This window comes from Aurantivibrio infirmus, from assembly GCF_054767315.1.
In genome coordinates, this window is sequence record NZ_BAAFSK010000008.1 from 142888 (window position 1) to 155223 (window position 12336).

Annotated in this window: 12 protein-coding genes; 8 read left to right on the forward strand and 4 right to left on the reverse strand. The window is 43.6% G+C overall.

Going from position 1 to position 12336, the window contains the following annotated elements; all coding sequences use genetic code 11:
- The first annotated feature begins 42 nt into the window (after positions 1-42).
- Positions 43-576, forward strand: coding sequence for a universal stress protein (locus ACYUCY_RS17205; RefSeq protein ID WP_460227766.1), 534 nt, complete (start codon positions 43-45; stop codon positions 574-576).
- Positions 577-595: 19 nt separating this feature from the next.
- On the opposite strand, the gene ACYUCY_RS17210 is transcribed toward ACYUCY_RS17205, so the two are convergent.
- Positions 596-1381 carry a sulfite exporter TauE/SafE family protein gene (locus ACYUCY_RS17210; RefSeq protein ID WP_460227767.1) on the reverse strand — a complete coding sequence of 262 codons (786 nt, stop codon included), beginning with the start codon at positions 1379-1381 and terminating at the stop codon, positions 596-598.
- Positions 1382-1544: 163 nt separating this feature from the next.
- Here ACYUCY_RS17210 and cysB point away from each other — a divergent pair, with 163 nt between their 5' ends.
- Entirely contained in the window at positions 1545-2519 is a 975-nt protein-coding gene (gene cysB / locus ACYUCY_RS17215) for an HTH-type transcriptional regulator CysB (RefSeq protein WP_460227768.1), read from the forward strand.
- A gap of 91 nt (positions 2520-2610) precedes the next feature.
- On the opposite strand, the gene ACYUCY_RS17220 is transcribed toward cysB, so the two are convergent.
- Positions 2611-2946, reverse strand: a complete 336-nt coding sequence (locus tag ACYUCY_RS17220) for a hypothetical protein (protein WP_460227769.1) — start codon at positions 2944-2946, stop codon at positions 2611-2613.
- Between the two features lie 42 nt (positions 2947-2988).
- Positions 2989-3717 carry a phosphoadenylyl-sulfate reductase gene (locus ACYUCY_RS17225; protein ID WP_460227770.1) on the reverse strand — a complete coding sequence of 243 codons (729 nt, stop codon included), beginning with the start codon at positions 3715-3717 and terminating at the stop codon, positions 2989-2991.
- Between the two features lie 480 nt (positions 3718-4197).
- Between ACYUCY_RS17225 and thrH the strand changes: the two genes are divergently transcribed.
- Positions 4198-4815 carry a bifunctional phosphoserine phosphatase/homoserine phosphotransferase ThrH gene (thrH, locus tag ACYUCY_RS17230; RefSeq protein ID WP_460227771.1) on the forward strand — a complete coding sequence of 206 codons (618 nt, stop codon included), beginning with the start codon at positions 4198-4200 and terminating at the stop codon, positions 4813-4815.
- 14 nt (positions 4816-4829) lie between these two features.
- Here the strand turns inward: thrH and pabB are convergent, their stop codons facing one another.
- Positions 4830-6296, reverse strand: a complete 1467-nt coding sequence (gene pabB, locus ACYUCY_RS17235) for an aminodeoxychorismate synthase component I (protein ID WP_460227772.1) — start codon at positions 6294-6296, stop codon at positions 4830-4832.
- A gap of 217 nt (positions 6297-6513) precedes the next feature.
- On the opposite strand from pabB, the gene ACYUCY_RS17240 reads away from it, so the two are divergent.
- The 5 genes from ACYUCY_RS17240 (at position 6514) to ACYUCY_RS17260 (ending at position 12303) form a co-directional block, all read left to right on the forward strand.
- Positions 6514-6816, forward strand: coding sequence for a Rieske (2Fe-2S) protein (locus ACYUCY_RS17240; protein ID WP_460227773.1), 303 nt, complete (start codon positions 6514-6516; stop codon positions 6814-6816).
- Positions 6817-6964: 148 nt separating this feature from the next.
- A complete protein-coding gene (locus tag ACYUCY_RS17245; protein WP_460227774.1) occupies positions 6965-8455 on the forward strand; it encodes an efflux RND transporter periplasmic adaptor subunit in 1491 nt (496 codons plus the stop codon).
- A 54-nt stretch (positions 8456-8509) separates the two neighbouring features.
- Entirely contained in the window at positions 8510-9307 is a 798-nt protein-coding gene (locus tag ACYUCY_RS17250; RefSeq protein WP_460227775.1) for an ABC transporter ATP-binding protein, read from the forward strand.
- A complete protein-coding gene (locus tag ACYUCY_RS17255) occupies positions 9307-10539 on the forward strand; it encodes an ABC transporter permease (protein WP_460227776.1) in 1233 nt (410 codons plus the stop codon). Before ACYUCY_RS17250 ends, ACYUCY_RS17255 begins: the two co-directional genes overlap by 1 nt.
- Positions 10540-10827: 288 nt before the next feature.
- Entirely contained in the window at positions 10828-12303 is a 1476-nt protein-coding gene (locus ACYUCY_RS17260) for a sodium:solute symporter family protein (protein WP_460227777.1), read from the forward strand.
- The last annotated feature ends 33 nt before the right edge of the window (positions 12304-12336 follow it).

Consider the following 12336-nt stretch of genomic DNA (forward strand, 5'->3'; position numbering starts at 1 on the left):
CACCGGCTCAATATATATTTTTTGCGCTGGTAAAGTTTCATTATGATTCAAACAATTATATTCGCAACGGACCTTTGCGCGTTTACACCTTATCTCGTTGAACACGTGATCGCCTTGGCGACACGTTGTAATGCACGGATTATTGTCGTTCATGCTGTCGAACCAATGGGCAGTCTCGCTACCGCCATGGTTCAGACATATTTTCCAGGAGATATTGTCAAAGAATTAACGGAAGAGGGGTCAGATGTAATTCTTTCATCCATTAAATCGCAGTTGATTGACATCCTCGCTGATGAATTTGTTGAGAATGATGAACAATTTGATCAATATGTAGAAGTGATTGTCGAGGCTGGTAAACCTGCTGACGTTATTTTGAAATATATAAATGATAAAAATGCTGATTTAGTAATTGTAGGAAGCCACAGCCCTGAGTCACTTACCAATTACAATGTTGGCTCAGTCACTAATAAAATTCTTCAAATGACAAAGGTACCGGTTTATATGGTGCCTTTGACCTCTCAATGCCTAGATTTGCAGGCAAAAATTAATGCTCCACTAAAACCTAAGTTACTTTAGATTTCTAAAGTTTACACTTTTAAAAAAACGCAAACTTAGCTCCTATACCTAATAAAATTGTCGCGAGAACTGGATGCAAAATATTTTTAGGAATATTGGCTCCGAGTTTGGTGCCGAGGTGAATCGCGGGAAGTGAACCAATTAGTAAGCATCCTAATAAGCGCAAATCAACGTTATTTAATAACAGTAGATGACCCAAGCCCGCGATAAGGGTTAAAGGAACAGCATGTGCGATGTCAGTGCCTACTACTTGTTGAGGCGTTAATCGTGGAAACAACATTAATAGTAGGGCGGCACATAAGGCACCGGCACCAACTGACGAAAGAGTCACGAATACACCCAAAAATACCCCGGAAGCAAACATCACAGGACTAGAATGCCTTTTTATCCAACTCGGTTGGGCAGATTCGCTTTCCATTTGCGATTTTTGAAGATACGGGCGAAAAAACAGTACCAGCGATGTCAAAATCAACATGACACCAAGAGCGGAAGTGAGAATCGGTTTGTATTCATCAGCGTCCACGAAACCCAGGTTTAAAACGAAAATTGTGATTAAGGAAGCGGGGATGCTACCGGCGCCTAATAACAATACGAGGCGCCAATTAATCGATTTATGCCGATGGTGAGAAATAACTCCGCTCGATTTAGTGATGGCTGCGTAAAGTAAATCTGTGCCGATAGCCACGTTGTACGGAAAGCCGAATAAGATGAGGAGAGGGGTCATCAATGAGCCACCTCCAACGCCAGTAAGGCCTACGGCGAGTCCAACGGCGGCACCTGCCAAAATATAAAGCGCAATATCCATACGAAAATAGTCTAGAGTTATATTTATCGGTGCTAAGACGACAAATTTTAAAATGAAGCTGGTAAATATAGGGATTTGTTACTATTCTTCAAAAGAATATTTTTTTATATTTTTATAGCGAAAAGAACACTCAACAATTACTGCTCGGCCAATTGGAGGGCATATGAAACTGCAGCAGTTACGATATATCTGGGAAGTGGCACATCACGATTTAAACGTGTCCGCGACCGCACAAAGTTTGTACACATCACAACCGGGGATTAGTAAGCAAATTCGCTTGCTAGAAGATGAGCTTGGGGTCGAAGTGTTTTCTCGAAGTGGGAAGCATTTAACTCGAATAACTCCCGCTGGCGAAGCTATTTTGAAGACGGCTGGGGAGATTCTGCGCAAAGTAGAGAGCATCAAGCAAGTTGCGCAAGAGTATAGCAACGAACGGAAAGGTAGCCTGTCTATTGCGACAACGCACACTCAAGCCCGCTACGCACTTCCTCGAGTTATCGAAAAATTTATCAATCAATACCCTGATGTTTCCCTCCATATGCATCAAGGTACGCCGATGCAAATATCCGAGATGGCGGCAGACGGCACGGTTGATTTCGCAATTGCCACCGAAGCATTGGAATTGTTTAGTGATTTGGTGATGATGCCTTGTTATCGCTGGAACCGATGCATCGTTGTGCCTAAGAATCATCCTTTGTGTCAGGTTTCTACGTTAACGCTAGAGGAGGTTGCCAAACACCCGATAGTGACTTATGTATTTGGCTTTACGGGTCGCTCAAAACTGGATGAAGCGTTTATAGATAGAGGCTTAGCGCCGAAAGTCGTTTTTACTGCCGCTGATGCTGACGTCATTAAAACCTATGTTCGCTTAGGCTTGGGAATCGGTATTATTGCGAAGATGGCCTATAACGAAGAAATTGATTCGGATTTAGTTGCCTTAGACGCAAGTCATTTATTTAAAACCAGCGTAACGAAAATTGGTTTTAGGCGCGGTACCTTCTTGCGTGGATTTATGTATGAATTCATCGAAGAGTTTGCGCCGCACTTAACCAAAGAAATCGTGTGTGAAGCCTACGACCGTCATTCGCGAGCCGAGCTTGAAGAGTTATTTCAAAATATCGAATTGCCGACATACTAAAAAGCACTTTATTTCAACACATGTATAAATAAAACAGGGAGCTTAAAGCTCCCTATTTTTTTGTAACTGCCCGACTAAAAACTGATTTATATCATAAAAAATCTAAATCATCGCTGTTAGCTAGAATCTCTTTCGCTTCGTCGACGGCAGAACTTTCTTGATTAAGCACTTCTTTTACGAACTTCAAATACACCGTATAAACCAATGGTTCGGAATTATCTTTTTCGACGACAAAAAAAGGTGCTCTTTCAACATTGAGAGACTTGGCGATTTTCATTCCAGGGCTATTTTCATCTCTTTCATCGGCAATAATTACAGAGTCAATAAATTTCATTTGATCTGCTTGTTCTAGTTTTTGGACAACGTCAGCACATTTTTTACACGGCGAGCCATCTGCCAATATTTTTTTTACAAACGTAATTTTCATGTTATTTCCAATGTTGTAACGGAAACTCTTGGTGGTTAAGAGCTATGACTTTAAGTTTTCGTTGTGAAGACCGCATTCTTTTTTCGTGGCTTCTTCCCACCACCAGCGACCTTCTCTTTCGTGTTGGTTGGGACCTAGAGGGCGCGTACAGGGCTCGCAACCAATCGAGATATAACCTTGATCATGCAGTTCGTTGTAGGGAACGTTATTTTGCCTAATATAATCCCACACCTGCTGAGAACTCCAGTTCGCAAGGGGGTTAAATTTGATTAGGGTTTCCCCCGGTCTTGAGAAAGCGCGATCCTCTTGAATCACTGGCAGGTGCGCTCTGGTTCCCGGACTTTGGTCTCTACGTTGGCCTGTTACCCAGGCGTCAAGGCTAAGCAGCTTGTTTTTGAGCGGAAGCACCTTACGAATACCGCAGCACTCCTGGTGGTTGTCTTCGTAAAAGCTATATAGGCCTTTCTCTTTGACTAGCTGATTGACTGCATCTGCATTTGGGAACTGAATATCAATGGCTATTTTGTAATGCTTACGTACGCGCTCAATAAATCGATAGGTCTCGCTATGCAGGCGTCCGGTGTCTAACGAAAACACGTCAATATTAGGTTTAATTTTCGTTGCCATATCAATGAGAACGACATCTTCAGCGCCGCTAAAGGAGAGGGCAATATTGTCGAACTGGCTAATAGCGTGTTCAAGAACAGCCTGTGGTGTTTCGGTTTGTAGACGTGCGTCCAGATCCACGATGGGAATAGAGGTGTCACTCATTGTAAATATCCTAAAAAAGCCAGTCTGTATAAATCAGCGTGCGAAGAATAGCAGACCCGAATTCATCAAAAAAATAATTTGCGAGTATAGCGATATAACCAAATCTATAGCTAGTGATCTGTTAAGTACACGATCAAAAATAGCGTGAAACATTGATCTAAAGTAAGCCAAACTGGCTGCAGAATAAACGACATGTGGGCCATGAACAAACACTAACATACAAGATGTAGTTCTATGCCCTGTATTTATTGGGGGTTTCGACGGTTTTTAGTTGCCCGGAATATTTTAAGTTAGCCTCAATAGTTAAAGTAAAATGTTAAGTGTTTCACGTGAAAACCTAGTGCTGTTTTCGTGCGCATGGACAATATCTTGTCCACTGATTCAACAACTGCTTAATTTAGTCGATTCTGAAATTGCTGTTTTGCAGTGAAGAGGGTAGATTAGCCGCCCTGAAATTTTGCTAATTAGAGGTGTTTGGCTGTGGAAATCGCATGTTTGGATCTGGAGGGGGTGCTGGTACCTGAAATTTGGATAGCTTTTGCGGAGCACACCGGGATCGATGAGCTCAAAGCGACGACTCGTGATATTCCCGATTACGACGTGTTAATGACCCAGCGATTACAAATACTAGCAAAGCATGGCTTGGGGATAGCTGAAATACAGGCTGTTATCGCCGAGTTAAAGCCGCTCGAAGGTGCCCGTGAATTTGTAGATTGGCTTCGCGAACGTTTCCAGGTGATCATCCTATCCGATACTTTTTACGAGTTCTCCCAGCCCTTAATGCGACAATTGGGCTGGCCGACATTACTTTGCCACCGACTAAACATCGATTCAGCAGGTAAGGTCGCTGGATATACCCTGAGACAGAAAGACCCCAAGCGGCAATCTGTGCTGGCCTTAAAGGGGCTTTATTATCGGATAGTCGCAGCTGGCGATTCCTATAACGACACAACGATGCTTTCAGAAGCTGATGCGGGAATACTATTCAAAGCCCCTGATAACGTGATTGCTGAATTCCCACAGTTTCCCGCAGTGCATCAATACGAAGATTTGAAGCAAGAGTTTATTAAAGCGAGTAATCGAGCCCTAAGCCTGTAAGTCTTAAGGTCAAATCAGGCTATTTTTCTTTGCTTAAGGGTATCAAGCAAGATTTGGATTTTATCTAGGCTCTCTTGGTACTCAGCACTGGCGGTTGAATCGGCGACGATGCCGCCGCCGCCCCAGCAATAGATCGTTTCTCGGTCGCAAACCAGGGTGCGAATGGTGATACTCGAATCCATTTGGTTATTAGCGCTTATATACGCGATGCTGCCGCAGTAAACCGACCGATCCACCGTCTCCAGTTCTTGAATAATCGCCATTGCGCGTGTTTTTGGCGCGCCAGTGACTGAGCCGCCAGGGAAGCAATCCCTAAACAATTCAATTGCGGAGCTCGATGCCTTCAGCTCTCCTTCAATTGTGCTCACAAGGTGATGAACGTTAGCGTAGCTCTTGAGTTCAAACAGCGACTTGGCGGTAACGCTGCCGGACCGGCAGTTCTTCCCTAAATCATTCCGCATTAAATCCACGATCATCAAATTTTCCGAGCGATCCTTGGTGCTCGCCTGCAATTTCGAGGCGCTCTCCTTGTCGAGGGCTGGGTTATTGTGGCGTCTACTAGTCCCTTTTATGGGTTGAGTTCTTACGTGTTGATTCTGGACTTTTAAAAACTGCTCAGGTGAGTGACTAAGGATGGCGCCGTCTTTTAAGCCCAGAAAAGACGAGTAGGGGGCGGGCAAAACCTCTCTGAGTCGTAAGTAGGCATCGCTTGGATCACCTTGGTATTTCGCTTCGAAGCGCTGCGCAAAATTAACCTGGTAGCAGTCACCAGCGGCCAGATAGTCTTGGATCTTCATGAAAGCGGAATTGTAAGAATTAACATCAAAATTACTTTTTAACTCATTGATATTGAAGGTATTAGCGTGACTTTCGATTACTGAAGACGTTTGTTCCGCAAAGAATTTTGCTTCCAGTTCTAAGATTTCCGGGCAGTCAGGGTGGATGGCTAGAAACGAGCGCTTTTGTTCGTGATCTTGAATAAAACTCCACAGGTAAAGGCCGACATGCATGTCGGGAATTGACTCAATACTTGCTTCTCGCGCTGGCAGGAAGTCCAGGTAATTGCTCAGCGTGTAAGCAAAGTAGCCGATCAATCCGCCAGTGAAAGGGATGTCTTGGTTGTCAATTACCGTAATCGAGTCCATCGATTCACGAAGGATATTAAAGGGGCTGTCGCTGTTGCTGTCGAATACTTGTTGTTTGGTTTTCGCCTCAATAAGGGGTGCCGTATTTTCAGGGTCGGGGTCTGGCGCTTTATCGTCTTTACCCGACTGTGTAAATTCAAAATCAGTGACTTCAGTCGAGTTGTTGCTTGAAACGAACAATATACTTGGTCGTGCAGTAATGATGTCGAAGCGACCAAATTCGGCTTTCGGTCGTCCGCTATCCAGCCATACCGGGTAGGGCAGGTGTTTTATAAGATTGAAATAATGTTGACCATTTTTGTAAAACGGGATTTCTATGAGCTTGAGAGCTGCCATTGGCAAGATAACGCTTAGATAAAATTAACAATTCGGAGAGGCTGGGTTAACAAGTGTTAGGGGGTCAACGGAACGTAGATTGACACGTTGGCATTGTAAAGAGAAAAGTCTTTGCCTGCACCTATTGTATAGGTTTGATAAGTTGCCAATAGCGATTAGTATTTGGCAGACGCCTTTAGTTGGCTGGAAACTGCGTTGGTGCGAAAGGGGGCTTGATTTGGCATTACATATACTCGAGAAGCTTCACCGTCTTCATGACGGGTATTTAAAACCTGTGACTGTAGGCGGTCACAGTTTACTGTTGCTGCAGGTGGAAGGGCGAGTACATTTGATTGCGAACAGTTGCCCTCATTTACAAGCGCCGCTGACACACGCTTCAATTGAAGGAAGCACTATTCGTTGTCCTGCACACGGTATCGAGTTTGATCTGATATCGGGTTGTCCGCTCAAGGGGCAGGCGGGAAAACTCAAAAAGTATTCGCTGGCCTATCAAGGAAGCAGTATTGGCGTCGAGTTATAGGCAGTAATACTGACTGTTTGAGCATTCTATTTCGAGCGTCGAATGCTAGTGTTATAAATTGTAAATCATAAAAATTTAAAGAGTATGCGAACAGGGTGCTGCGTATAATCGCGCGAATTTAAAGGGCTAACGTTAAGGCGGGCTAGTTGTGAAAACATCTTTGGTACTAAAAGTTTTTGCTGTCATTCTGGTAGTGGCGGGCGCGGGGTATTACTTTTTTCCGGCGACCAATCCAGAGGGTAAACTCGAATACACAACCGCTGAAGTGTCGCGTGGAGATATTCAAAATTTAGTCGTTACTTCGGGAACGGTAAAAGCGGTGGGCACGGTTGAAATTGGATCACAAATTTCTGGTCAAATTTCTGAGCTTTATGTCGATTTTAATTCTGAAGTTAAAAAAGGCGACTTGCTTGCGCAAATCGACCCAAGAACTTACGAAGGCCGCGTTAAACAATCCGAAGCATCGCTTGAAATCGCAAAAGCAAATGTAATGCAGCAAGACGCCAGTTTAATGCGCGCGCGTGCCGATTTAGGTGAAGCAGAAAGATTGTTGGAGCGACAAAAAAAATTAGGCCAAGCTGGACACATATCTGAATCTGAAATTGATCGCCTAACAACGGCATTAGAATCAGCACGCGCACAAGTAACAATCTCTCAAGCTCAAGTGAGCAATGCAAAGGCTTCGGTAATTCAGGCAGAAGCATCATTGTTTCAAGCGAATATTGATTTAGAGCGCTGCACAATTCGATCGCCGGTAGATGGCATCGTTATTAATCGTGCCATTGAGTTAGGTCAAACTGTCGCAGCAAGTATGTCAGCACCGATTCTTTTTACCTTGGCCCAAGACCTTTCAGAAATGCAAGTAGAAGCAAGTGTTGATGAAGCTGATATTGGTAAAATCAAAATGGATCAAGTCGCCACTTTTACTGTTGACGCCTTTCCTGATAAAAAGATTGAAGGAAAAATTAAACAAGTTCGCAAGGCAGCAAATGAAGTTTCAAATGTTGTTACCTACACCGTGATTATAAGCGCAGAAAATAGAGATAATAGTTTGCTTCCCGGTATGACGGCTACTGTTTCAGTTATCACTGGCAAAAAAACCAATGTGCTTCGTGTTCCTAACACGGCTCTGCGATTTCAACCCCCGGGAATAGAGCGAGATGATAGCAACCCCCGTGCTGCGTTTATGGAAACGCGCATTCAAGAAATGAAGCAACAATTGAGTTTGTCCGCGGAGCAAGAAAAAGCCATTAGAAAAGTTTTCGAAGATCAAATGGCGCAATTTTCTGGTGCTAATAGGCGAGCACCAGGAGGGTTCGGACCTCCTGGCGGACGTCGCGACGGTCCATCTGGCGGTAACGGGGGTGGTATGTTTAACAATGAAGAGATTCAGAAAATCCTTAGCGAACAGCAGTACCAAGAGTTTCGACGAATTGCTCGTGAAGGTGGGAGCTCACGGCGACAAATGGGCGGCGAGCGACCTAAACCAGGACAGCTTTGGTTACTGTTGGGTAAAAATGAATTAGAAAAAAGGCCCGTATTAACTGGTTTGGCTGGTGATGAGTTTACCGAGATAGTTAATGCCGATGGCCTTGAAGGCTCAACTGTAGTCTTGCGTGCTCGTCGTATCAATGAGTAAAGTTTTCGTGTTTAAAATAACAAATATTATTTTGCAGTTTACTTGGTGAGTTTAATGTCTGAGATTTCAGAATCGACAATAAGTGAAAACACTTCAAAAAGCCAAAGTGATGCAGATGATATTTTGGTTTGTGAAAATCTTACCAAGCATTACATTATGGGCGACCAAACTGTACACGCTTTGAAGGGTGTGTCTTTTAAAATTAAACGCGGCGAGTTTGTTGCCGTGCTGGGTCCCTCCGGTTCTGGAAAATCAACCTGTATGAATTTGATGGGATGTTTGGATACTCCCTCAAGTGGAAAGATGATTTTGGACGGTGGTGATGTTTCAAAATTAAATCGAGATCAGTTGGCCGACATTCGCAGTAGAAAAATTGGTTTCGTATTTCAACAATTTAATTTACTCGCGCGCACTAGTGCTGTAGATAACGTCATACTGCCTCTGCTATATACACAAGTGCCCAAGCAAGAGCATGTGCCTCGCGCAAAAAAATGTTTAGAAAAAGTAAAGCTAGGTGATCGAGGTGATCATCATCCATCACAACTTTCTGGTGGCCAGCAACAACGTGTAGCAATCGCTCGGGCCTTGGTCAATGATCCTGTGATTATTTTAGCGGATGAGCCAACTGGCGCATTGGATACGCGAACCAGTATCGAAATCATGGCCTTGTTTCAAGAGCTAAATAAAAAAGGCATCACGATAATATTGGTTACTCACGAACCAGAAATTGCAGACGCGGCGAAAAGACAGCTATATTTTCGTGATGGCTTGTTGCAGCAAGATACGATCAATCCTTCTCCCACCGATATGATTGCTGAGGCAAAGGCCTTAGCTCAGGAAGACGCAGCTTAATGGATCTACTCACTTGTTTTCAGGTTGCACTTGTCGCCTTGCGCATTAATGTTATGCGTAGCATCTTAACAATGCTTGGAATCATTATTGGTGTGTCTGCTGTTATAACAATGGTCGGTGTTGGTGCCGGTGCACAGCAAGAAGTTGATGCACAAATTAATTCTATTGGCGCCAACATGCTCACGGTAATGGGGCCCGATCGACGTCGTGGTGGAGTGAGTCAAGGGCGAGGCAGCGAAGCGCGTTTATCATTAGACGATGTTGGTTATTTAAAAGAAAATATTCCAGAAATTGCCGGGGCGTCGGCGCGAGTTTCTGGCCGAGTTCAAGTGATTTTCGGAAATTTAAATTGGAATACTTCCGTTGAAGGTGCAAACGAAGATTCAATGATTACTGGAAATTGGGTTCTAGACGAGGGTAGAGAGTTTTCATCTCGTGAGGTAGTCGCCGGTTCTAAAGTAGCGATTATCGGTAGCACGGTAAAAAAAGAGTTGTTCGGTGCACAGGATCCAATCGGGCAGACAATCCGCATCAATAAAATACCAGCGCAAGTTATCGGCACCTTAAAACCAAAGGGCGAAAATACATGGGGGCGAGATCAAGACGATTTCGTAATGATGCCAGTCAACGCCGTTAAGACTCGGGTGTTGGGCAATACCACGGCATCGAATCCAAATAGTGTTAGTCAAATCATGGTATCCGTTTCCGACAGTTCGATGATGGCGCAAGTCGAAGAGGATATTAAATATATGTTGAATGCTCGCTATCGTATGGATGATGACGCTAGCGGGTTTATGGTGCGCAATATCACTGAGGCGATGGAAGCGAGAGCGGAGACGCGCAGCATTTTTAATACCTTGCTGGCGGCAATCGCGTCGGTTTCCTTAGTGGTTGGCGGAATAGGCATTATGAACATTATGCTCGTCTCAGTAACTGAACGAACTCGAGAGATTGGTCTTCGTTTAGCTGTTGGTGCTAGAGAAAAGAACATAATGCAGCAATTTTTAGTTGAAGCCATTACTTTATGTATGATTGGCGGTTTGATTGGAATCTTACTTGCGATTATAGTATCGGCCATTGCTTCATCAATATCGGGCTGGCCGATAGTTATACAGCCATCAATAATGTTGGGTAGTTTTTTGTTTTCAGGCTTTGTAGGCGTCTTTTTCGGGTATTACCCCGCTAAAAAAGCGTCGCGGCTGAACCCGATCGACGCTCTACATTTCGAATAGAGGGTATTTCGAGTGATTCGGATTTTATTGCTTGCTTGAAAAGATGAGCGCTAAAAAATATCGAGTGCATAATAACGACGAAGTTCGAAGAGAAAGTTCCACACATATAATAATTTGATCTGCCTGATTCAAAAATTGAATTCCCTTCTGTTTTTAAATCGAAAATCTAAATCAAATTTTCATTTCAATAAAAACTATGTAGGTTTTTATTTTTTTATGCAGATAATTAATGTTATCGAATTGACCATTTTTCAAAATAACTGAATTAAAAAAAGCTAAGGGTAAAACATGAATGCATCAACCTGGACAATATTGGGGTACTTAAGTGTTGTCACTATCATTGGCGCGTTATTGGCGCGACGAAATAAAAGTTCTGCCGATTGGGCAACAGGTGGTGGCGGTATGGGTATTTTGCTCATTGCCGCGGGAATTGCAGGTACACGGATTGGTGGTGCTGGTTCTTATGGTGTTGCTGGTGACGTAATGAATACCGGTATATGGAATGTGTGGTACGGCATTACCACCTTTCTCGCGTTGGCTTTGGTGGGGATATTTTTTGCGGTTCCTTACCGTCGCCTCGGTTTGACGACAATTGGTGAGTTATTCGTTAAGCGCTTCGGTCGCTCACGCTCTAGTGTGTTGACCAGTTTATGTGTTCAAACAGAATATTTGGTTGTGAACGTGATCGAACCTTTATTAATTGGTGTGATTATTAGCAATATTACTGGCATCCCGCTGGGAGTAGGAATTCTAATCGGTGCGGTAGTCATTATTTCTTCAACTGCATTCTCTGGACTAAAAGGGACTGCGTTAACGAATGTCATTCACTGTTTTGTAATTATTTTTGGTTTGGCGAGCGTAGGTATCGTTGCAATGGGCCAGCTCGGCGGTTGGGATTCAGTTGTTGAAAAAGCCAATGCGGCACTAATTAAAGATGGAAAAGATTCGGCGAGTTGGTGGAGTATTATCGGCCTAGGTTGGTTTCCGATTATTGCGATGTTTTTCTCGGCAACCATCCATACTCCTGCCGCTTCCGTTTACGTGAACTATTCTAGTTCCGCGAAACGAGAAAATATTTTGTTACCCGCGTTTTTGTTGGCAGGTGTTATCGCCGCAATCATGCCTTTTTTGGCGGCCTTAATCGGTATAGAAGCGTTGGCGAAATACGGTACCGCGGAAGGTATTAGTAGTTATAACAGCATTACAAAAATTGCGACGGACACTGGTGCTTTATTTGGTGGTCTGGCTTTAGCGGCAGTTTTGGCAGCATTGATTTCTTCCGGCGGTCCTATCTTATTGGCAAGCTCTACTATGTTTGTGAATGATTGGATTCCCGGTTCGAAAGATTACACTCCCAATCGCAAGTTAAAATCTTATCGAATAACGGCAGTTATTTACGGTTTAATCGCCGCTGGAATCGCCTATATTTTTGGAACCTATATTGGAACGGCGTCAGTTCTTGATTGGTTGTTACTCGGCTACGCGATGGTAGTTCCTCCAGCTATTGCGATCACCTATATCTTCTATATGCGATCGACAACGGAACAAGCTGTGTATTGGGGTATCGCATCAGGTTATGCGCTTGGATTAATTTCTTGGATTATAAATCAACTGTTTATCAGTTCAGAAACCGATATTCCTGCATACTTCACTACTTTAGTGCCGATTTTTGTGATTCCAATCGTATCGAAACTAACCAAACCTGCTGCTATTGAAGGCGAGTTAGCAGACGATTTTTATCGTAAGTTAAAAACGCCTGCATAATTTATGAAAAACCCTTAGAGCGATAAAAATTCT

Excerpts from the sequence above, each read along its gene's own strand:
- ACYUCY_RS17205 (WP_460227766.1), top strand. The coding sequence starts at position 43 with ATGATTCAAACAATTATATTCGCAACGGACCTTTGCGCGTTTACACCT.
- ACYUCY_RS17210 (WP_460227767.1), bottom strand. The coding sequence starts at position 1,381 with ATGGATATTGCGCTTTATATTTTGGCAGGTGCCGCCGTTGGACTCGCC.
- cysB (WP_460227768.1), top strand. The coding sequence starts at position 1,545 with ATGAAACTGCAGCAGTTACGATATATCTGGGAAGTGGCACATCACGAT.
- ACYUCY_RS17220 (WP_460227769.1), bottom strand. The coding sequence starts at position 2,946 with ATGAAAATTACGTTTGTAAAAAAAATATTGGCAGATGGCTCGCCGTGT.
- ACYUCY_RS17225 (WP_460227770.1), bottom strand. The coding sequence starts at position 3,717 with ATGAGTGACACCTCTATTCCCATCGTGGATCTGGACGCACGTCTACAA.
- pabB (WP_460227772.1), bottom strand. The coding sequence starts at position 6,296 with ATGGCAGCTCTCAAGCTCATAGAAATCCCGTTTTACAAAAATGGTCAA.
- ACYUCY_RS17250 (WP_460227775.1), top strand. The coding sequence starts at position 8,510 with ATGTCTGAGATTTCAGAATCGACAATAAGTGAAAACACTTCAAAAAGC.
- ACYUCY_RS17255 (WP_460227776.1), top strand. The coding sequence starts at position 9,307 with ATGGATCTACTCACTTGTTTTCAGGTTGCACTTGTCGCCTTGCGCATT.
- ACYUCY_RS17260 (WP_460227777.1), top strand. The coding sequence starts at position 10,828 with ATGAATGCATCAACCTGGACAATATTGGGGTACTTAAGTGTTGTCACT.